21 protein-coding genes are annotated in these 20504 nt (G+C 69.4%); 14 read left to right on the top strand and 7 right to left on the bottom strand.

The features are described from left to right. Nucleotides 1-4: 4 nt before the first annotated feature. The 3 genes from G9Q37_RS17320 to G9Q37_RS17310 are packed head-to-tail and all read right to left on the bottom strand — an operon-like array spanning nt 5 to nt 3371. The gene (locus tag G9Q37_RS17320) at nt 5-1255 is read right to left on the bottom strand and encodes a restriction endonuclease subunit S (protein WP_166229138.1); all 1251 of its coding nucleotides are present in this window, start codon (nt 1253-1255) and stop codon (nt 5-7) included. 8 nt (nt 1256-1263) lie between these two features. Beyond that, entirely contained in the window at nt 1264-2775 is a 1512-nt protein-coding gene (locus G9Q37_RS17315) for a type I restriction-modification system subunit M (protein WP_166229136.1), read from the bottom strand. Continuing rightward, nucleotides 2772-3371 (bottom strand): restriction endonuclease subunit S, encoded by a 600-nt coding sequence (locus tag G9Q37_RS17310; RefSeq protein ID WP_166229134.1) that lies wholly within the window; start codon nt 3369-3371, stop codon nt 2772-2774. The genes G9Q37_RS17315 and G9Q37_RS17310 overlap by 4 nt, the downstream gene beginning before the upstream one ends. 116 nt (nt 3372-3487) lie before the next feature. Between G9Q37_RS17310 and G9Q37_RS17305 the strand changes: the two genes are divergently transcribed. Next, nucleotides 3488-3790 (top strand): DUF3892 domain-containing protein, encoded by a 303-nt coding sequence (locus G9Q37_RS17305; RefSeq protein WP_166229132.1) that lies wholly within the window; start codon nt 3488-3490, stop codon nt 3788-3790. Between the two features lie 17 nt (nt 3791-3807). On the opposite strand, the gene G9Q37_RS17300 is transcribed toward G9Q37_RS17305, so the two are convergent. Continuing rightward, complete coding sequence (locus G9Q37_RS17300) at nt 3808-4173, bottom strand: ATPase with chaperone activity (RefSeq protein ID WP_166229130.1); 366 nt, start codon at nt 4171-4173, stop codon at nt 3808-3810. 175 nt (nt 4174-4348) lie between these two features. On the opposite strand from G9Q37_RS17300, the gene G9Q37_RS17295 reads away from it, so the two are divergent. Both G9Q37_RS17295 and G9Q37_RS17290 read left to right on the top strand, forming a co-directional pair. Beyond that, nucleotides 4349-4846, top strand: a complete 498-nt coding sequence (locus G9Q37_RS17295; protein WP_166229128.1) for a hemerythrin domain-containing protein — start codon at nt 4349-4351, stop codon at nt 4844-4846. Nucleotides 4847-4857: 11 nt separating this feature from the next. Beyond that, nucleotides 4858-5256 carry a DoxX family protein gene (locus G9Q37_RS17290; RefSeq protein ID WP_166229126.1) on the top strand — a complete coding sequence of 133 codons (399 nt, stop codon included), beginning with the start codon at nt 4858-4860 and terminating at the stop codon, nt 5254-5256. On the opposite strand, the gene G9Q37_RS21960 is transcribed toward G9Q37_RS17290, so the two are convergent. Next, complete coding sequence (locus G9Q37_RS21960; RefSeq protein ID WP_277345022.1) at nt 5228-6820, bottom strand: methyl-accepting chemotaxis protein; 1593 nt, start codon at nt 6818-6820, stop codon at nt 5228-5230. The genes G9Q37_RS17290 and G9Q37_RS21960 overlap by 29 nt on opposite strands. 303 nt (nt 6821-7123) lie before the next feature. On the opposite strand from G9Q37_RS21960, the gene G9Q37_RS17280 reads away from it, so the two are divergent. Then, a complete protein-coding gene (locus G9Q37_RS17280; protein WP_166229124.1) occupies nt 7124-7906 on the top strand; it encodes an enoyl-CoA hydratase/isomerase family protein in 783 nt (260 codons plus the stop codon). A gap of 21 nt (nt 7907-7927) precedes the next feature. On the opposite strand, the gene G9Q37_RS17275 is transcribed toward G9Q37_RS17280, so the two are convergent. Next, nucleotides 7928-8248, bottom strand: a complete 321-nt coding sequence (locus tag G9Q37_RS17275; RefSeq protein WP_166229122.1) for a 2Fe-2S iron-sulfur cluster-binding protein — start codon at nt 8246-8248, stop codon at nt 7928-7930. Nucleotides 8249-8397: 149 nt separating this feature from the next. On the opposite strand from G9Q37_RS17275, the gene G9Q37_RS17270 reads away from it, so the two are divergent. The 9 genes from G9Q37_RS17270 to G9Q37_RS17230 all read left to right on the top strand — a co-directional run bounded on the left by G9Q37_RS17270 (nt 8398) and on the right by G9Q37_RS17230 (nt 18487). Then, nucleotides 8398-9228 carry an enoyl-CoA hydratase/isomerase family protein gene (locus G9Q37_RS17270; protein WP_205710671.1) on the top strand — a complete coding sequence of 277 codons (831 nt, stop codon included), beginning with the start codon at nt 8398-8400 and terminating at the stop codon, nt 9226-9228. Next, nucleotides 9229-9978, top strand: coding sequence for an SDR family NAD(P)-dependent oxidoreductase (locus G9Q37_RS17265; protein WP_166229120.1), 750 nt, complete (start codon nt 9229-9231; stop codon nt 9976-9978). It abuts the gene before it with no gap. Further along, the gene (locus G9Q37_RS17260; RefSeq protein WP_166229118.1) at nt 9975-10946 is read left to right on the top strand and encodes an alpha/beta hydrolase; all 972 of its coding nucleotides are present in this window, start codon (nt 9975-9977) and stop codon (nt 10944-10946) included. The genes G9Q37_RS17265 and G9Q37_RS17260 overlap by 4 nt, the downstream gene beginning before the upstream one ends. Next, on the top strand, nt 10943-12406 hold the full coding sequence (locus G9Q37_RS17255) for a hydroxymethylglutaryl-CoA synthase family protein (RefSeq protein WP_166229116.1): 1464 nt from the start codon (nt 10943-10945) through the stop codon (nt 12404-12406). The genes G9Q37_RS17260 and G9Q37_RS17255 overlap by 4 nt, the downstream gene beginning before the upstream one ends. An 11-nt stretch (nt 12407-12417) precedes the next feature. Further along, nucleotides 12418-13620, top strand: a complete 1203-nt coding sequence (locus G9Q37_RS17250; RefSeq protein ID WP_166229114.1) for an acetyl-CoA acetyltransferase — start codon at nt 12418-12420, stop codon at nt 13618-13620. A 30-nt stretch (nt 13621-13650) separates the two neighbouring features. Beyond that, nucleotides 13651-14904: an NAD(P)/FAD-dependent oxidoreductase gene (locus G9Q37_RS17245; protein WP_166229112.1), complete on the top strand. Its 1254-nt coding sequence runs from the start codon at nt 13651-13653 to the stop codon at nt 14902-14904. 141 nt (nt 14905-15045) lie between these two features. Then, nucleotides 15046-16638: a class I adenylate-forming enzyme family protein gene (locus G9Q37_RS17240; protein ID WP_205710670.1), complete on the top strand. Its 1593-nt coding sequence runs from the start codon at nt 15046-15048 to the stop codon at nt 16636-16638. A gap of 104 nt (nt 16639-16742) precedes the next feature. Beyond that, complete coding sequence (locus G9Q37_RS17235) at nt 16743-18005, top strand: aromatic ring-hydroxylating oxygenase subunit alpha (RefSeq protein WP_166229110.1); 1263 nt, start codon at nt 16743-16745, stop codon at nt 18003-18005. Continuing rightward, nucleotides 18002-18487, top strand: a complete 486-nt coding sequence (locus G9Q37_RS17230) for an aromatic-ring-hydroxylating dioxygenase subunit beta (protein ID WP_166229108.1) — start codon at nt 18002-18004, stop codon at nt 18485-18487. The genes G9Q37_RS17235 and G9Q37_RS17230 overlap by 4 nt, the downstream gene beginning before the upstream one ends. 37 nt (nt 18488-18524) lie before the next feature. On the opposite strand, the gene G9Q37_RS17225 is transcribed toward G9Q37_RS17230, so the two are convergent. Next, nucleotides 18525-19127 carry a TetR/AcrR family transcriptional regulator gene (locus tag G9Q37_RS17225; protein WP_166229106.1) on the bottom strand — a complete coding sequence of 201 codons (603 nt, stop codon included), beginning with the start codon at nt 19125-19127 and terminating at the stop codon, nt 18525-18527. 167 nt (nt 19128-19294) lie between these two features. On the opposite strand from G9Q37_RS17225, the gene G9Q37_RS17220 reads away from it, so the two are divergent. Then, nucleotides 19295-20476, top strand: a complete 1182-nt coding sequence (locus G9Q37_RS17220) for a CaiB/BaiF CoA transferase family protein (RefSeq protein WP_166229104.1) — start codon at nt 19295-19297, stop codon at nt 20474-20476. Nucleotides 20477-20504: the final 28 nt, after the last annotated feature.

Raw genomic sequence — 20504 nt, 5'->3', positions numbered from 1 at the left:
GGTCTCAGCGGGGGCATGGCTCGCCGGGTTCCTCGACCGGACGCAGCCGCCGCTGGCCGCTCAGCAGGTCTTCGCGCAACGCGCCGAGTTCGTCGCGCAGCGCCCGCGCCTGCGCAGCGACCGAATGCTCGTAATCCTCGGCCACGCCCAGCACCTCGGCGATGCGCCGCTGCACCGGCAGCGGGGGCAGGTGCAGCGGCAGCTTGAAGAAGTCTTTCACGCTCACGTTGAGCAGGCCGTGGTTGCGCGCCCCCTCCTGGGCGATGAAGCCGATGGGCTCGTTGAGCATGCCGGCCTCGAAGTAGTGGCGGTAGAAGTCGGCGTCGACCTGCGCGTCGGACCGCTGACGGAAGCAGATGTACAGGCTCGAGACCACGCCCGAGTCGTGCGCCACGAGCGGCTTGATGGCGCCCACCGGGTAGCCCGCGGAGGCGCTCTTGTTGTAGGCGAAGTCGCCCGTGCTCAGGTAGGTGTAGTGGCTCAGGTCTTCGCTCGCCACGTTCTTGTGGAAGAAGTCGCGCTGGCTCACCAGGCCGTGCTGGGCCGAGATGGTGAGCACGTTGCTGCTGCCTTCGTCGTTCTTGCGCGCCACGCGCTCGAAGACGTCGTCGAACTCCACCTGCTCCCAGGCGCCGCGCTGCTGCAGCGCGGCGACGCGGCCCGACAGCAAGGCCTGCATCAGGTCGTGCTTTTCGCGCCGCGCGTTCTCGAGCAGGTTGTCGGTGGCGTCGATGGCCTCGCGCCAGGTGGCCAGCACGCGCACGATGCGGCGCTGCTCGCCCACCCCGGGCAGGCAGACCTCGACGTTCTGCAGGATGTCCTGGCTCAGGTTGCTGATGTTGGTGCCGCTGCCGCCCAGGTGCATTTGTGCCACGGTGCGTGCCGTGCGCATGAGCTCCGACGCGAAGGCCGGGTCCAGCCGCGGCGAGGTGACGCGGCCGCGGATGGTGAAGCCCGAGAAGGTCACGGGCTCGTCGAGCCGCGCGACGAACAGGCAGCGGCCCACCAGCGCCTTGTTGCCGTTGGAGCGCACGAACAGCAGGTCGCCGGCCTGCAGCAGGTCTTGGGGGCCCACGCGATCGCGCAGGGCCACGGTGTCGAGCCCGGCGGCGCCGTCGAGCACGGTGCGCGCGCGGAAGTCGCTCACGCCCACCACCTTGATGCACTCGCCGCTCTCGTTGCGCGTGTAGTTCAAGCCGTTGCGGAACGCCATCAGGTCGCCGAGCCGGCAACGGCTCCAGCCTTCAGGCAGCATGTTTCGCCTCATTCGTAGCCGAGCTCCTTGAGGAAGCCGGCCATCTTCTGTTCGAGCACCGCGAGCTCGGCCTGCAGCTTCAGTCGCTCGGCGCGCACGGCCGAGAGGTCGATGCGCTCGGCCGCTTCGAAGGTGTTCACGTAGCGCGGGATGTTCAGGTTGAAGTCGTGGCCCGCGATCTCGGCCGCGGTGGCCAGGTGGGCGTACTTGTCGACGCTGCGGCGCGCCTGCACCGTGTCCATGATGGTGTCGAGGTCCTGGGGGCGCAGCAGGTTCTGGTTCTTGCCGTCCTGGTAGCTGCGGCTGGCGTCGATGAACAGCACGGTGTCGTCGGGCTTGCGCTGGCGCAGCACCAGGATGGCCGCGGGAATGCCGGTGCCGTAGAACAGCTTCTCGGGCAGGCCGATGACGGCGTCGAGCAGGTTCTCCTCGATCAGCCGGCGGCGGATCTTGCCTTCGGCCGCGCCGCGGAACAGCACACCGTGCGGCACCACCACCGCCATGCGGCCGCGATCGGGTTTCATGGTTTCGACCATGTGCAGGATGAAGGCGTAGTCGGCCTTGGTGCGCGGCGGGATGCCGCGGCGAAAGCGCTGGTGCGGGTCGTGGGCCGCGCCTTCGTGGCCCCATTTCTCGAGCGAGAACGGCGGGTTGGCGACCACGATGTCGAAGCGCTTGAGCCGACCTTCGCTGTCGAGCAGCCGCGGGTTGCGCAGCGTGTCGCCCCATTCGATGCGGTGGTTGTCTTCGGCGTGCAGGAACATGTTCATCTTGGCCAGCGCCCAGGTGCTGCCGATGGCCTCCTGGCCGTACAGCGCGTAGCGCCGGCCGCCGCTGCGCGCGCGGATGAGCTGGCTGCACTTCATGAGCAGCGAGCCCGAGCCGCAGGTGGGGTCGCAGATTTCCTCGCCGGGCTGCGGGTCCATGAGCCGGGCCATCAGCATGGACACCTCGGGCGGCGTGTAGAACTCGCCGGCCTTCTTGCCCGCGGTGGTGGCGAAGTTCTTGATGAGGAATTCGTAGGCGTTGCCGATCACGTCGAGCGAGCCCACCCGGCTCTCGCGCAGGTTCAGCTCGGGGCCGGCGAAGTCCTCGAGCAGGTGGCGAAGAATGTCGTTCTTCTGGGCCTCGTCGCCGAGCTTGTTGGAGTTGAAGCTGATGTCCTGGAACACGTCACGCAGCTTGCCGAGGTTGGCCTCTTCGATCGCATGCAGCGCCTTGTCGATGCGCTCGCCGTTGCCGGGCAGGTGGCGCGCGGCGTGCAGCGCGGGGAAGCTGGCCTGGGGCGGCAGCACGAAGCGCTCGTTCTTGAGCAGTTCCTCGATCAGTTCCGGGTGGTCGCCGTGCTCGGCCTGGTAGCGCGTGTAGTGGTCGTGCCAGACGTCGGAGATGTACTTGAGGAACAGCATCGTGAGGACGTAGTCCTTGTAGATGCTGGGATCGACCGTACCGCGGAAGGTGTCGCAGGCGGACCAGACCGCGGCATTGATCGCGTTCTGGCTGATGGCGGTGTCGTTCATGGATGGGGTTCAGGGCATTGGGCCACGGCCTGCAGTTGGTGCGCGAGCGCATCGAGTTCCTGCTCGCGCAGGCGGATCAGGGATTCGAGCCGGCGCCGCTCGCAGGCGGCGGCGCGGGCCAGGTTCACCAGCAGCCATTGCCGCTCGGTGTCGGGCAGCGCCACCGGCATGTCTTCGAGCACGGCGCGGCGGATGCTGAGCTGGTCCGTGCCCTCGGCTTTGCCCATGAGGTAGCGCTGGCCCGGGGCCCGGTTGATGTGCCAGGCCAGGTACTCGGGCACCACGGCCGGCGATTTGCGCCGGAGTACGAAGAAATACTGCGCGCACAGCGTGCGCTCGGGCACGTCGGACAGGCACAGCGCGTAGTTGCGGCCGCCCCGGGCAGCGAACAGCACGTCGCCGTTCTGCAGCCACTCGGGCGCGCGCGCGGTGGCCGGCAGGCGGGTGGCGGCGACACCGGCCCAGTTCACGCCGCTGTCGAGGCAGATGTCGCGCATTTGCACCACCCGGGCGTTGCCGGTCTCGGCCACCGGCACGCCGCCGCGGAAGGCATGACCAGCCCGCACCTCGGCGAGATCCTTCACGGCGTAAAGCATGTTGTATCGAGGGAAATGAGGGCGGATTCTGGTTGCTCGGACCAAGCGACCACAAGTATGCTTTTGACTTACACGCATCAATGCAAATGATGCACCAAAACCCAGGGAGTCCCGGCGTGCACGAGTTCGAGATCAGCTGCATTTCCAAACCCCGCAACGGTCTGTGGCACCACCAGATCACCCATGTGGGCAATCTGAACCACCGCTGGCGTCTGCCCAGCGCCCTGATCATCCGGCGCATCGAGCTCAACACCGAGACCTACTACCTGCTCAACCGGGTCACGGGCCGGCGTTCGAACATCGCCGTGGTGCAAGAGCCGGGGCAGCGCCCCTACCTGCGCGCGCACGCGGGTGGCGAATGGAACGACGACCTGCTCTCGCTGCGCCGCTGCACGGCCCGCTGCAACCTGGTGGGGTGAAGCCGTGCGCCACACGCTCATGGGGGCGGTTCCGCCACCGCTGCGCGCAGCGCGGGGCTCAGGTGATCGAGCCAGCCGAGCTGCTCGGCCAGGTGGCAGACCACCCAGCGCGCCTCGGGTGCGCTGAGCGTGCCGGGCGCGCCGTCTGCGCCCGGCGCTGCAAGGGCCAGCAGGCTCTCGAGCAGCTTGTCGAGCACGTCCGCCTCGGTGATGCCGAGCCCGAACTGCAGTTCCTGTGCGCGCGGCACCAGCGCGGCGGCCATGTCGTCGCAGATCTCGAAGCGCTGCGCGATCTCTGCGGCGCGGTGCCGCGGCACGGGGCGGTCGGGCCGCACGAACAGCCGCACGAAGCTGTCGGGGATGTGAATCTGCGAATCGTCCATGGTGTCGGGAGGGGCCGGGCGGGCCCCGCATCATCCCACCGCGGCGGGCCGCCGCGGCCCCAGGGTCGTCCGCCTTGTAGGACAACGCGCACGGCCGCGGGCGGTCCGCGCCGATAGTCGCCAGCGGTGGGTCCGTGCAGCATGACGATTCCATCAAGCATCGCCTCCGAACCCCATGAACATCTTCGAAGCCTTGCGCGAAAGCCATGAACTGCAACGAAAGCTGTGCCGCTCGCTCACCCGCGTCAAGCCGGGCGAGCGCGACGCGCTCTTCCTGCGCCTGAAGGTCGAACTCGAGGCCCACGCGGCCGCCGAGGAGCGCTTCCTCTACGTGCCCATGCTCATGACCAACCCGGGCCTGAGTTCGTCGCGCCACGCGCTCGCCGAGCACCACCGGATCGAGGAGCTCTGCGAAGACCTGAGCGTGCCCGACAAGAGCACGGCCGAATGGCTCGAGACGGCGCGCACGCTCAGCGAGAAGGTGCACCACCACCTGCGCGAAGAAGAGCACAAGTTCTTCCAGGTGGCCGGCAAGATCCTGAGCGACTCCGACAAGACCCAGCTCGGCAAGCGCTACCTCAAGGACCTGCTCGAGATGCGCCGCCACTACGCCGGCGCGTACAAGAGCCTGGCGATCTCGCGCGAGGGAGAAGTGGTCATGGCCAGCGCATAGACTCGCGCGCCATGAATGCACTCAATGCCTTGTTCGACCACCCGCGCGCGGGTGCCCTGCTGCTGCGCTGGACCCTGGCCCTGCTGATGCTCTTCCACGGCTGGGCCAAGGTCACGGGCGGCGTGGGCGGCATCGAAGCCATGCTCGTGGCCCGCGGCCTGCCCGGCTGGTTCGCCTACGGCGCCTACCTGGGCGAACTCATCGCACCGCTGATGCTGCTCGCGGGCTTCTGGGTGGTGCCGGCCGCGCTGGTCATCGCCATCAACATGGGCTTCGCGCTGTTCCTCGCCCACATGGGCCACTTCCTGCAGATCACCAACACCGGTGGCTGGCGTCTGGAGCTTCAGGCCTTCTTCCTGGTCTCGGCGCTGGTGGTGGCGTTCACGCACCGGCTGGGCGGCACGCGCTGAGGCCGTCCATGCCCTCGGCCTGGGTGCGGAACTGGCTGACCGTGCTCACCAGCTGATCGGCCTGCTGGCGCAGGCTGGCCGCGGCCGAGGCGCTTTCTTCGACCAGCGCGGCGTTCTGCTGCGTGGTCTGGTCCATGCTGCTGACCGCCTCGGCGACCTGGTTGACCCCGGCGTTCTGTTCCTGGCTGGCGCTGCTGATCTCGCCCACGAGATCGGTCACGCGCTGGATGGACCGCACCACGTCCTGCATGGTGGCGCCCGCACGGTCCACCAGGGCCGTGCCCTGCGCCACCCGGGCCACGCTGGCGTTGATCAGGCCCTTGATCTCCTTGGCCGCTTCGGCGCTGCGCTGCGCGAGGCTGCGCACCTCGCCGGCCACCACCGCGAAGCCGCGGCCTTGTTCACCGGCGCGCGCGGCTTCCACGGCGGCGTTGAGCGCGAGGATGTTGGTCTGGAAGGCGATGCCGTCGATCACGCCGATGATGTGATTGATGCGGTGGCTGCTGTCGTTGATGTCGCGCATGGTCTGCACGACCTGATCGACCACCTCGCCGCCCTGCACCGCGACGCCGCTGGCCTTGGCGGCGAGCTGGCTGGCGGCGCGCGCGTTGTCGGCGTTCTGCTGCGCGGTCGACCCCATTTCTTCCATCGAGGCCGAGGTCTGCTCGAGCGCACTCGCCTGCTGTTCGGTGCGCGACGAGAGATCGAGGTTGCCCTGGGCGATCTGCGCGCTGGCGCTGGCCACACCCTCGGCGTTCAGGCGCACCGAATGCACCAGGGCGCTGAGCGCGGCCTGCATCTTCTGCATCGCCCCGAGCAGGCGGCCGGTCTCGTCGCGGCTGTCGATCACGATGGGCTGCGTCAGGTCGCCGGCCGCGATGTGGTCAGCGATCGTGACCGCGTGCGCGATCGGCCGCGTGACGCTGCGCACGATGGACAGGGCCAGGCCCGCGCCCACCAGCGCCCCGGCAGCGAGCAGGCCCAGCATGGCCTGCTGCACCTGTGCCACCGTGTGGTCGATGCGCTGGGAGCCCTGGTCGGTGAGCTGTTCCTGGAAGCCGATCAGTGCGTCGATCTGTTCCATGTAGGTCATCTGCAGGGCCCGCGTTTCGTCGAGCAGCACGCGCCGCGCGTCCTCGCGCTGGCCGCGCCCCAGGATGTCGAAGAAGCGGTTCTGGCTCGCGATGAAGGCCTCGCGCGCCGACATCAGCCGCGCCAGCAAGGCCTTGCCTTCGGCCGTGGCGATGCGCTCCTGCAGCCAGCGGATGTCGTCCGCGATGCGCTTGCGGCTGTCGTTGATGAGGGCGCGCTGCTTCTGGATGTCGTCGGGCGCGTCCATGATCATCATGTTGCGCATGGCGCGCGCGATCTGGTTGACCTCGTCCTTCACCGATTGAAGGTGCCGCTGCTTGGGCATCAGGTCGTCGGTGACGGTCTGCACCTCGGCGTCGATCGCGCGCGTCTGCCAGATGGCCATGCCGCCCATGGCCGCCATGAGCAGCACCTGCACGGCAAAGCCCGCCGTGAGGCGCTGCGAGATGGAAAGGCGTTGGAGGAGGCCCATGGTGTTGTCCTTGGTGTCGGGGATCGGCAGAGGCCCGCTGGCGGGTCCTGGATGGCGGCGCTCGATTTCCGTGCTCGCGCCTTCGGACATGATCGGCCAAGGTCGAGCCCGGGAAAGGCCGGAAAGCGCGCTGATGGGATCGCCCCTCGCGAGCACTCCAGGACTCCTTACACCGATGGACTTCGGCGCGGGCACCGGTCGGCTGTGTTGGTCGTGAACCCGGGCCGGTGCTTGCCAGCGCGGGACATGGTGCACACTCGCCGTCCCGCGCCGTGCGCGCAACCGGCTTGGCCATCCACAGGCATGACGACCGCGAACGAACCCAGTGTGGTGCTCGACATCCAGCGCAATGCCTTGTGGATGCGGCTCAACCGCCCGGCGGCATTCAACGCGATCACGGCCGATGTGCTGGACCGCCTGGACGAGGGCCTCGCGCTGGCGGCGCACGATCCCGCGGTGCGCGTGCTGGTCGTCACCGGCGCGGGGCGCGCGTTCTGCGTGGGTGCCGACCTCAAGGCCATTCGCGCCGCGGGGGCTGCCGAACCTTTTTTGCGCCGGCTCAACGACACACTGAACCGGCTCGAGGCCTGTGCCAAACCGGTGGTTGCCATGGTCAACGGCACCACGCTGGCCGGTGGCCTGGAGCTGGTGCTGTGCTGCGACCTGGTGGTGGCCGCCCGCAGCGCGCGCCTGGGCGACGGCCACGCGCGCTACGGCCTGCTGCCCGGTGGCGGCGCGTCGGCGCGGCTGCCGCGCGCCATCGGCGCCAGCCGCGCCCGCTACCTGCTGCACACGGGCGACACCTGGAGCGCAGAAGCCATGCGCGATGCCGGTCTGGTGCACGAGGTGGCCGACGACGAGGCGCTGCTGCCCGCCACCCAGGCGCTTGTCGATGCCCTGTGCGCGCGCAGCCCGCTCGCGCAGCAACGCCTCAAGGCCCTGCTGCACGCCGGCCAGCACCTCGACCTGCCCGCCGCCCTGGCGCTGGAGCAGGCCGCAATGCTCGAACACCAGGACAGCGAGGACCTGCGTGAAGGCCTCGCCGCCTTCATCGAAAAGCGCGAGCCGCGCTTTACCGGCCGCTGAACGCGCTGGCCGCGTCGGCGTTCAGGCCTGCTCGGCGGGCAGCCGCACCACCAGGCCTTCGAGCTCGGGCCGCACCTTGATCTGACAGCACAGGCGGCTGTCGGGGCGCTCGTCCACCACCGCTTCGAGCATGAACACCTCGGTTGCCGAGCGCTCGGGCAACTGTGCGGCCCAGGGCTCGCCGATGTAGCCGTGGCAGGTGGCGCAGCTGCAGGCGCCGCCGCAGTCGCCCAGGATGCCGGGCACCCCATGGTCCAAGGCCACCTGCATCAGGTTGCGCCCGACCGGCGCCTCCGTCTCGTAGCGGGTTCCGAGGTGATCGATGAAGACGATTTTGGGCATCGGCGTTCCAGAAAAAGAGGTTCTCGACCGGGTTTGACATATACCGACCAGTCGGACTATTATTGCACGCAGAGCCCGGGAACATCCAGGGTGTCCGAACGAATCCGCGGTCAGCGCGCCGCGAACCGCCCCGCCCTACCAGCCCTGCCATGAGCACTCCGATTCCCGCCTCCCGCGAAGCCCTGGTCGCCCAGGGCCCCGTCCTGTTGAGCCTGGACAGCGACGCCGTCGCGCACGTGCACCTCAACCGCCCCGAATCGGCCAACGGCATGGACCTCGCGCTGCTGCAGGCCCTGCACGACGTGCTGATGCGGGTGCACGGCGACGGCCGGGTGCGTGCGGTGCTGCTCACCGGCGAAGGCAAGAACTTCTGCGCCGGTGGCGACGTGCACACCTTTCTGTCCAAGGGCGAGTCGCTGCCCGACTACATCCGCGTCGTGACCGCGACGCTGCAGGCGGTGGCCTCGCTGCTGCTGCGCCTGAACCCGCCCGTGGTGTGCGCTGTGCAGGGCTTTGCGGCCGGCGGTGGCGGCATGGGCCTGGTGTGCTCGTCCGACTTCGTGGTGGCCGCGGACAGCGCGAAATTCCTGGCCGGCGCCACGCGCGTGGCCATGGTGCCCGACGCCGGCGTGTCGGTCACGCTCACCCAGCTGGTGGGCCTGCGCAAGGCCATGGAGATCCTCATGCTCAACCCGGTCATCGGTGCCGCCGAAGCGCTGGCCATGGGGCTGGTCACACGGGTCGTGCCCGACGATCGACTGGCGACCGAGGCGCTGGCGCTGGCCCGTCAGCTCGCGCAGGGCGCGCCCGCGGCGCTCGCGCACACCAAGCGGCTGCTGTGGAGCGGCGTGGGCCGCGGCGTGGAAGCCGCGATGCCCGACGAAAACCAGACCCAGGCCATGCTGTCCGGCACGGCCGACGCACGCGAAGGCCTGTCTGCCGTGATCGACAAGCGCGCCCCGGTGTTCAAGGGCCGCTGAATGGACCGCCGTTGCGACACACCGGGCACGGTGCGCCGTGCGCTGATCACCGGCGGCGCGAGCGGCATCGGCTGGGCCTGCGTGCGCCAGTTCGCCCGCGCCGGCGTGCAGGTGGTGCTGGCCGATCTCGATGGCGGGCGCGCCAGCGAACGCGCCGCCACCTGCGGCGCCACAGCGGTGGCCCTCGACGTGACGCAATTCGATCGCGTGCAAGAGGTTGTCCGGGCACACGGCCCGTTCGACATCCTCGTGAACGCGGCGGGCGCCGATCAGCACGCCTTCTTCACCCAGACCGCGCCGCCGCAATGGCGCGACCTGCTCGCGGTGAATCTGGAGGGCGTGCTCAACACCACCCACGCGGTGCTGCCCGGCATGCAGAGCGCCCGCCATGGGCGCATCGTCAACATCGCGTCCGAGGCCGGTCGCCTTGGTTCGCGGGGCGGCGCGGTGTACGCGGCGGCCAAGGGCGGTGTCATCGCGTTCACGCGCTCGATCGCGCGCGAAAACGGCCACCACGGCATCACCGCCAACGTCGTCGCACCCGGGCCGATCGACACGCCCATGGTGCAGCGGGGGGTGGCGAGCAAGGGCGAGAAGCTCTTGCACGCCATGACCGGCGCCACGCTGCTTGGTCGCCTGGGCACGCCCGACGAAGTGGCGGCCGCGGTGGTGTTCCTGGCCTCGGATGCCGCGGCCTTCATCACCGGCGAAGCCTTGGGCGTGTCGGGTGGCATGGGGTGCGGCGCATGAGCGAAGCCCACGAAGCCCGCGACCCGGCAAGCGCGGTCGACGCGGTCGACGCGGTGGACCGGGTGGTGGCGCGCATCCGCGCCACCTACGGTCGCTGGAACCGGCAGACGCCGATCGCCCAGATGCGGGCCGACTGGGACGCCCTGTTCCCGGCCGACGTGCCGGCCGCGGTGCACGCGGTGGATGCCGACGGCGTGCCTTGCGAATGGGTCGCGGCGCCCGGCGCGCGCCCCGACCGCGCCATTGCCTACCTGCACGGCGGCGGCTTCCAGCTCGGCTCCCCGCGCTCGCACCGCGAACTGATGGCCGCGCTGTCGGCCGCCAGCGGCGCGTGCGTGCTGGGCATTGGCTACCGCATGACGCCCGAACACCGCTGGCCCGTGCCGCTGGACGACGGCTGCACCGCCATGCGCTGGCTGCAGGCCCAAGGCCTCGCGGGCGATCGGGTGGCCGTGGCCGGTGACTCGGCCGGCGGCGGCCTCGCGCTCGCCCTGCTCCTGAGCCTGCCCGCGCAGGGCCTGCCGCGGCCCGCGGCCGGTCTGACGCTGTCCGCCTGGACCGACATGGGCGCGCGCGGCGAGAGCTACGACACGCGCGCCGCACAAGACCCCTTGCACCAGCGGCCCATGATGCGTGCCCTGGCCCGCAACTACCTGGGCGAAGCGGGCGACCCCGACGACCCGCGCGCCTCACCGCTGTGCGCGGCACCGGTGGCCTTGCGCACCCTGCCGCCCCTGCTGCTGCAGGTGGGCGACCGCGAAACCCTGCTCAGCGACTCGGTGGACTTCGCGCGCCGCGTGCGCGAGGCCGGCGGCCAGGCCGAATGCCAGGTGTGGCCCGGCATGGTCCATGTGTTCCAACAATTCCCGGCCGAGCTGCCCGAGGCCTCGCGCGCCCTGCGCGAGGCGGGCGCCTTCCTGGCCGGCCACCTCGGCTGCACGCCGGTTACCCAAAGGACCCCTGCATGATCGGCATCACCGCCTATGGCGGCTACATCCCGCGCCTGCGCCTGTCGCGCCAGGCCGTTGGCGAGGCCAACGCCTGGTACGCGCCGCAACTGCGCGGCCGCCCGGGCACCCGTTCGCTGGCCAACTGGGACGAAGACAGCGTGACCATGGCCGTGGCCGCCGCCCGCGACTGCCTGGGCGCCGCGCCCGATCGGCAGGCCCTGCGCGCGCTGCTGCTGGCCTCGAACACCCTGCCTTTCGCCGAGCGCCTGAACGCGGGCATTGCCGCCGGCGCGCTGCGGCTCGACGACGGCATCGAGGCCCTGGACCTGGGCGGCACGCCGCGCGCAGGCCTCTCCGCGCTGTGCCAGGGTCTGGCGCGCGCCCGTGCCGGCCTGGGCGACACCCTGGTGCTGGCCGCCGATCAGCGCCACACGCGCCCCGCCAGCGCACAGGAGCTCGAGGTGGGCGACGGCGCGGCCGCGCTGGTGGTCGGCAGCGGCGCGGTGCTGGCGCAATGGCTGGGCAGCGGCGTGGTCTCGGTCGACTTCGTCGACCACTTCCGCGCCACCGGTGAAACCGTGGATTACCACTGGGAGGAGCGCTGGGTGCGTGAAGAAGGCATCGCCCGGCTCGTGCCCCAGGCCGTCGCGCAGGCGCTCGCCGAAGCAGGCGTCGATGCCGCGGCCGTGGACCACTTCATCTTTCCCACGCCCTTCGCGCGGCTCGACGGCCAGATCGCGCAACGGTGCGGCGTGCGCGCGGCGGCGCTGGCCGACAACCTCGCCGACACCGTGGGCGACACCGGCACACCGCATGCGCTGCTGATGCTCGCGCACACGCTGGAGCGCGCGCAGCCGGGCCAGCTGATCCTGCTCGCCCAGTTCGGCAGCGGCGCGCAGGCGCTGGTGTTCCGTGTCACCGACCACGTGCGCCACGCACGGCCCGCGCGCGGCGTTTCAGGCTGGCTCGCGCGCGGCGTCGAAGAGCGCCAGTACACCAAGTTCCTGGCCTTCAAAGGCACGCTGGCGCTCGAGCGCGGCATGCGCGGCGAGCAGGACCGCAAGACCGCGCTCAGCACGGCCTGGCGGCACCGGCAGGCCCTGCTCGGGCTGGTGGGCGGGCGCTGCCGCGTCACGGGCCAGGTGCAGTTCCCGCCGGGGCGGCTCTCGCTGGCGCCGGGGCAGTGGCTGCAAGACACGCAGGAGCCGTACCCGCTCGCCGACCGTGGTGCGCGCATCGCGAGCTGGTCGGCCGAATACCTCTCGTGGCACCCCGCGCCGCCGCACCACTACGGCCAGATCGACTTCGATGGCGGCGGCCGACTGCTGATGGACTTCACCGATCTCGAGGTCGGCGATGTCGAGGTGGGCACGGCCATGGAGCTGGTGTTCCGCATCAAGGACCGCGACGACCGCCGCGGCTTCACGCGCTATTTCTGGAAAGCCACCCCGCTGCGGGGCCCCGCGTCCGCCACTTGAGGAGCACCCACATGGCCACAGGCATCAAGAACAAGGTCGTCATCCTCGGCATGGGCTGCAGCGAGTTCGGTGAACGCTGGGACGCCAGCCCCGAAGACCTCATGGTGGAGGCCTGCGCCGAGGCGCTTGCCGACGCCGGCATCGAGGCCGGGCAGCTCGACGCGGCCTGGTTCTCCACCCACATGGACGACGTCGGCACCGGCCGCGGCGGCACGCCCATGGGCATCGCGCTGCGCCTGCCCGACATCGGCGTGACGCGGGTCGAGAATTTCTGCGCCGGCGGCTCGGAGGCCGTGCGCGGCGCCGTGTACGCCGTCGCGTCGGGCGCCTGCGACATCGCGATCGCGCTCGGCGTCGAAAAGCTCAAGGACACCGGCTACGCCGGCCTTCCCATGGCCACGGTGGGCACCTACATCCCGCAGTGGTATCCGAATGCGGTGGCGCCGGCGAACTTCGCGCAGCTGGCCACCGCCTATGCCCATCGCCACCGCATCGAGCCCGCGCTGCTCAAGCGCGCGCTGGCCCATGTGTCGGTGAAGAGCCACGCCAACGGCGCGCTCAACCCCAAGGCCCACCTGCGCAAGCCGATCACCGAAGCGCAGTGCCTGAACGCGCCCATCATCGCGGCGCCACTGGGCCTGTTCGATTGCTGCGGCGTGTCCGACGGCGCGGCCGCGGTGATCGTGACCACGCCCGACATCGCACGCGGCCTCGGCAAACGCGACCTGGTGGCGTTCAAGGCGCTGCAGGTCGTGACCTCCAACGGGTGGGAAATGCAAGGCAACGACTGGGACGGCAGCTACCTGCACACCACGCGCGTGGCCGCACGGCGCGCGTACGCCGAAGCCGGCATCGAGCGCCCGCGCGAGGCGCTGAGCCTGACCGAGGTGCACGACTGCTTCTCCATCACCGAACTCGTGACCCTGGAGGACCTCGGCCTGTCCGAGCCCGGGCAGGGCGTGCGCGACGTGCTCGATGGCGCCTTCGACGCCGATGGCCGCGTGCCTTGCCAGATCGACGGCGGGCTCAAGTGCTTCGGCCACCCCATCGGCGCCAGCGGCATCCGCATGCTCTACGAGATCTACCTGCAACTGCTCGGGCGCGCCGGACAGCGCCAGCTCGCCCAGCCCTCGCTGGGCCTCACGCACAACCTCGGCGGCCAGCCGTCGCAGAACGTCTGCTCGGTCTCCATCGTCGGCCTCTGGGACGCCTGATCCCGCGCCTGCTCCTGGACGGACATTGCCATGACTTCCGCAACCGATCTCGTGATCGCCGGCGCCGGACACGCCGGCAGCGAACTGGCCCTGGCCGCGCGCCAGGCGGGCTGGAGCGGCCCCATCGTGCTGCTCGGCGACGAAGCCGACCTGCCCTACCAGCGCCCGCCGCTGTCCAAGGCCTACCTCTGCGGCAAGGCCGACCTTGAAGCGCTGGCGCTGCGCCAGGCATCGGCCTACGAGGCCGCGCGCATCACCTGGCGGCCCGGCACGCGCCTGCAGGCGATCGACCGGGAGCGCCGCACCGCCCACTTGTACGGCGGCGAGGCGCTGCCCTACGCCAAGCTCGCGCTGTGCACCGGCGGCCGCGCGCGGCCCTGGGCCTGCGAAGGCCTGGACCCGCAGCACCCGCCCGCCAACCTCTTTGCGCTGCGCACGCGCGCCGACGCGGACGCGCTGCGCGCCGCCCTTCGCCCGGGCAGCCGGCTGGCCGTGGTCGGCGGGGGCTATGTGGGCCTGGAGGTGGCCGCGTCGGCGCGCGACCTCGGTGCCGAGGTCTGCCTGCTCGAGGTGCAGCCGCGCCTGCTGGCGCGCGTGGCCGGCGAGGCCATGTCGGACTTCATCGCCGGCGTGCACCGCGCCGCGGGTGTGGACATCCGCACCGGCGCCGCGGTGCAGCGCGTGGTGGTGTCGGGCGGCCGCATCGAGCGGCTCGAGCTCGCCGATGGCAGTGCGCTCACGGTCGATCTGGTGGTGGCGGGCGTGGGCATGCTGCCCAACACCGAGGCGGCGCTCGCGGCCGGTCTGGCCAACGAACACGGTGTCGTGGTGGACGAATGCTCGGTGACCGCCGACCCCGACATCGTTGCGGCCGGTGACTGCACCGTGCAGCACAGTGCGCTCTATGACCGCGCGGTGCGGCTGGAATCGGTGCCCAACGCGCTGGAACAAGCGCGCGCGGCCGCGGCCTGGGTGTGCGGCCAGCGCAAGCCCAACCATGCCGTGCCCTGGTTCTGGTCCGATCAGCACGGGCTCAAGCTGCAGCAGGCCGGCCTGTCGCAGGGCCACGACCGCTGCGTGCTGCGCGGAGACCCCGGTCAGCGCCAGTTCTGCGTCTTCTACCTGAAGGCCGACCGCCTGATCGCGGCCGACACCGTGAACCGGCCGGCCGATTTCATGCTGGTGCGCCGCGCGCTCGGTGCGGGTGCGCTGCCCCGCGTCGACCCGGTGGCCCTGGCCGATGAGCGCATCCCGCTCAAGGCCACGCTGGCCGCCGGTGTCTGAGCCCGACCTCGGTACTTACCCTGAGATCTGCTCTGGCAAAGTTCTGGGACCGGTCCAAACCCACTATGATTTAGTCCGACCCGTCGGACGGAAAAAGACAGCGCAACGCCGCTGCCGCCGCAACGAATCCACGAGCCCGATATGAAGACCCTGTTTCCCCGTGACCTGCTTCAGCGCTGCGCCCGCAACTACCCCAACAAGGCCGCCTACGTGTGCGGCCCGCGCAGCGCCACCTGGCACGACATGCATCAGCGCTCGGAACGCTTCGCCCGGGCTCTGCAGGACATGGGCGTTCGCAAGGGTGAGACCGTGGCGGTGCTGAGCCAGGAAACCATCGAGGTCTACGAGCACCTGTTCGCCTGCGCCAAGATCGGTGCGGTGCGCGTGGGCGTGAACACGCTCTACGCATGGCCCGAAATGCACCACGTGCTCAAGGACAGCAGCACGCGCGTGCTGCTGGTGGACGCACGCTGCAAGAACCTGGTGAACGACCACCTCGACGAGGTGCGTGCGCTGGGCATCCGCCTCATCGGCTTCAACGGTCCGCACGACTATCCGCACGACTACGAGACGCTGATCCGCGAGGCGCAGGGCGAGGCCGAGTGGCCGCCGCTCGCCGACGACGATCTGCTGCTGTACAGCTACACCTCGGGCACCACGGGCTTTCCCAAGGGCGTCATGATCAAGCAGGTCGGCGTGTCCAACGTGGTGCTGCACTGCCTGGCCTCGTTCGGCTTCAGTCCCGACGACGTCTGGTACATGCCCGCGGCTTCGGCCTGGGCCGTGGTGATCATGAACCTGTTCGGCCTGGGCAACGGCATGACCACGGTGGTGCCCGACGGCGGCTTTCACATCGTGTCCTACCTGCGCGACATCGAGCGCTTTCGCGTGACCACGAGCCTGATCGTGCCCACCATGATCCAGCGCGTGCTGGTCGAGATCCAGAACAACCGCTACGACCTGAGCTCGCTGCGCTGCCTCATGTACGGCTCGTCGCCGGCCACACCCAAGCTCATCCGCGAAACGCGCGAGAAGCTCGGCGTGGCCATGATGCAGACCTACGGACAGACCGAGACCAGCGGCGGCTGGCTCACGGTGCTGACCGAAACCGACCACCAGCTGGCCTTGTCCTCACAGCCCGGCCTGCTGCGCTCGGTGGGCCGCGTGGGCCTGCACTACGAATGCTCGATCCGCGACGACGAGGGCAAGCCGCTGCCCCCCAACACCAAGGGCGAGATCTGGCTGCGCGGCGAGAGCGTGATGAAGGGCTACCTCAACCTGCCCGAGGCCACCGCAGAAGCCCTGCCGGGCGACGGCTGGTTGCGCACCAACGACATCGGCATGATGGACGAGCGCGGCTACCTCTTCCTGCTCGACCGCCAGAAGTTCATGATCATCACGGGCGCGGTGAACGTGTTCCCGAGCACGGTGGAAGCCGTGGTCAGCGAACACCCGGGCCTGGAAGACGTGGCCGTGGTGGGTGTGCCCCACCCCGAATGGGGCGAGGCGGTGGTGGCGGTCGCGGTGCGCCGCGCGCAGTTCGCGGATCTCGGCGCCGAAGACGTCATCCGGTTCTGCGACGGCAAACTCAGCCGCCCCGAAACGCCCAAGCATGTGGTCTTCGTGCCGGAGCTCATGAAGACCGTGAACGGCAAGCTGCGCAAGAACGACATCCGTGCCTGGCTCGTCAACCCCGAGAACCGCGCGATTCCCTGGGACATGAACCAGGGCTGATCGCGTTGCGCGCGGCACGCGCGCACACCGGCCTCCGGCGTCAACACTTAGACCGACCGGCCGGACTGAAAAACCATCCAATGGCATGCACTGGAGCTTTCCCCATGGACACCACCACCACCACCGACAGCAAATGGGATCGCCTGATCCGGCCGGAATACGTACACGGCTCGCTGTACACCGATGAAGCGATCTTCCGCGAGGAGCTCGAAAAGATCTGGTACCGCACCTGGGTCTACGTGGGCCACGTCAGCGAGATTCCCAACCCCAACGACTACGTGCTCAAGACGATCGGCCTCGAGGAGGTGATCATGACGCGCGACCGCGAGGGCCAGATCAACCTGCTGCACAACCGCTGCCCGCACCGCGGCAACCGTGTGTGCGTCAAGCGCGAAGGCAATGCGCGCTCGTTCACCTGCGCCTACCACGGCTGGAACTTCGGCAACGACGGCGCGCTCAAGGGCTACCCTTATCCCTCCGGCTACCCCGACGACAAGCGCAAGGAGCTCGGCCTGGGCAAGGTGGCGCGCATGAGCATCTACAAAGGCTTCGTCTTCGGCTCGTTGGCCGCCGATGGGCCCACGCTCGAGGAACACCTGGGCCCGGCACGGGCTGCACTCGACAACGTCTGCGCCAACTCGCCCGAGGGCGAGATCGAGCTCAACACCGGCTTCCTGCAGCACAAGGTCAAGGCCAACTGGAAGCTGCTGGTGGAGAACGAAACCGACGGCTACCACCCGCAGGTCACGCACGCCTCGATCTTCGAGGTGGCGCAAAGCGGCATCGGCCCGCTGTACAACGAAGCCGCCGACTCGGTGACGCGCTACTTCGGCAACGGCCATTCCGAACTCGACCTGCGGCCGGAGTTCCGCAAGTTCAATGAACCCATGCGCTGGTTCGGCACCAGCGCGAGCCGACTGCCCGACTACGTCTCCAAGATGAACGCGCGTTACGGCGAGCAGAAGGCGCACGAGATCATGGTCGACGGCGTGCGCCACGTGATGATCTTCCCCAATCTCTTCATCGCCGAGATCCAGCTCTTCGTGCTGCAGCCGCTGTCGGTGAGCGAGACGGTGCAGCACGTCACCGCGCTGCAGTTCAAGGGTGCGCCCGATCTCAACCGCCGCATGCGCCAGCAGACCATGGGCTCGGTCGGGCCCGCGGGCTTTCTGCTCGCCGACGACGCCGAGATGTACGAGCGCACGCAGGCCGGTGTGGCCCAGCGCAACCCCGAATGGCTCTATCTCGGACGTGGCAGCCATCGCGAACGCGTCGAAGACGACGGCTGCGTGATCGGCAACGTGACCGACGACATGCCGTCGCGCCACCTCTGGAAACACTACAAATCGCTCATGGAGGCCGCATGACCCAGGACCAGATGCTCCAGCTCATGGAGGTCAGCCAGTTCATCTACCAGGAAGCGCGCCTGCAGGACGAACACCGCTACGACGAGTGGGAACGGTTGTGGACCGACGACGCCATCTACTGGGTGCCTGCCAACGGCGACGACCTCGACCCTGAAGCGTGCATGTCCATCATCTACGACAACCGCTCGCGCCTGGGTCTGCGCGTCAAGCAGTTCTACACCGGCAAGCGGCACACGCAGATGCCGCAGTCGCGCCTGTGCCGCGTGGTCTCCAACATCGAGGTGCTGGGCCAGGAGGATGAAGACCTGCGCGTGCGCGCCAACGCCATCGTCTTCGAATCGCACACCCGCGGCGAAGTGCTATGGGCCTGCACCAACACCTACCACCTGCGCCGCCTCGATGGCCAGTGGCGCATGGCGCGCAAGAAGGTGGTGCTGGCCAACAACCACAGCGCGCTCTACACCATGTCCTTCCTGGTCTGACGGCGCGGCGGCCCGCTGGGGCCCCGCCCGCCGCCACTCATTGCGCACGCGGCGCGCAAAAGCCGTTGAGGAAGATATCGGCGATATGACTGGCCAACTCGGCGGGTTTGACCTTGCCCGACTTCTTGTACCAGGTGAAGGTCCAGATGATCATGCCGAACAGCAGCAAGGCGTACGGCCCCTGGATCTCTGCCCGCGCCATGCGCTTCGGGTTGATTTCCTTGAGCAGGCCCGTGAGGATCTCCACCAGTTGCACCTCCATGGCCAGCATCTCCTTGTGCTTGGCGGGCGGCAGGAACGAAAGCTCCTTGGTCAGCACCAGCTGCTCGTTGCGCGAATCGGCCGCCACCTCGACGAAGCCGACGACGAAGTGCTCGAAGCGCTCGCGGGCCGGCGCCTTCATCGCCTGAACCTGCGAGAGCTTGTTCAGCAGCACGAGGGTGTGCTCCTTGACGATGGCGTAGAGCAGGTCCTCCTTGGCCGGGAAGTAGTGATACAGGTGCGACTTCGACGCGTTGCACGCCTTGGCCACGTCCATCATGGTGGTGACTTCGTAGCCCTTCTGGGCGAACAAGGCCGCTGCCTTTCGCAGGATCAGTTCCTTCTTCTCGTCGTAGTTGTCGGAGCGTTCGCGCGTCATGGGATCAGGGTGGAAGCGGGTCGATGCCGTGCAGAGCACAACGGGACGGGCCGCCATGATAGTCCGACTGGAAGGTCGAGAACCCTCTTTCCCAAGCGGCGCCATCGCGCGCAGGGCGCCCCGCGGCTGCGCCGTACAAGCCGTCATTCCCCGAATCACCTCGACCCATGTCAGGACCGCTTTCATCCCTCACCGTCATCGAGTTCGCCGGTATCGGCCCCGCACCCTTCGCCGGCATGCTGCTGGCCGACCTGGGGGCCACCGTGGTGCGCATCGACCGGCCACCCGTTGAACCCGGCGGCGATCCCTTGGGTTCGCTGCTGCGCAACGACAGCATCGTCGACCGCGGCCGCCATTCGGTGGCGCTCAATCTCAAGGACCCGCGCGCCGTGCAGGCCGCGCTGCGGCTCGTGGACCGGGCCGACATCGTCCTTGAAGGCTTCCGCCCGGGCGTGATGGAAAAGCTCGGCCTCGGCCCCGAGGTCTGCCACGCCCGCCATCCGCGCCTCGTCTACGGCCGCATGACCGGCTGGGGCCAGCACGGCCCCCTGGCGCAGACCGCCGGCCACGACATCAACTACATCGCCCTCAGCGGCGCCCTGCATGCCATCGGCAGCGCCGACCGACCGATGCCACCGCTCAACCTCGTGGGCGACTACGGCGGGGGCGGCATGCTGATGGCCTTCGGTCTGCTCGCCGCTGTGCTGCACGCGCGCACCAGCGGCACCGGGCAAGTGGTGGACGCGGCCATGGTCGACGGCGCCGCGCTGCTGATGGCCGCGCAGTTCGGCTTCCTCGCCAAGGGCCACTGGAAAGACCAGCGCGAGAGCAACTTCCTCGATGGCGGCGCCCACTTCTACGGCACCTACGCCTGCGCCGACGGCAAGCACATCGCGGTCGGCGCCATCGAGCCCGCCTTCTACCGCGAACTGCTCGCGCGCTGCGGCATCGACGATCCGCAGTTCGAGCAGCAGTGGGAGCGTGCCCAGTGGCCGCAGCTGCGTGAAAAGCTCGAACGGCTCTTCGCGCAGCGCACGCGTGCGCAATGGTGCGAACTGCTCGAGGGCACGGACGCCTGTGTCGCGCCGGTGCTGTCGCTCGGCGAAGCCGCAGACCATCCGCACCTGCGCGCGCGCCAGACGCTGGTGAATGCGGCGGGTGTGCTGCAACCCGCGCCCGCGCCCCGCTTTGGCGCCACGCCCGCCCGCCTGCCCACCGCGGCGCCGCTCGTGGGCTCGGGCACGCGCACCTGGCTCGCGCGCGCAGGCCTGTGCGCCGAAGAGATCGACGCCCTGCTGCGCGAGGGCGCTGCGTGCGCCCGCGATGCCATGCCGCAGGCGGCCGACTAGGGTTTGCAGCAGTAGCTGGGCCGCGCCG

This window comes from Hydrogenophaga crocea (assembly GCF_011388215.1).
Taxonomy (GTDB): domain Bacteria; phylum Pseudomonadota; class Gammaproteobacteria; order Burkholderiales; family Burkholderiaceae_C; genus Hydrogenophaga; species Hydrogenophaga crocea.
Note: the sequence above shows the minus strand (reverse complement) of the source record. Positions and strands in the feature narration are given on the sequence as shown.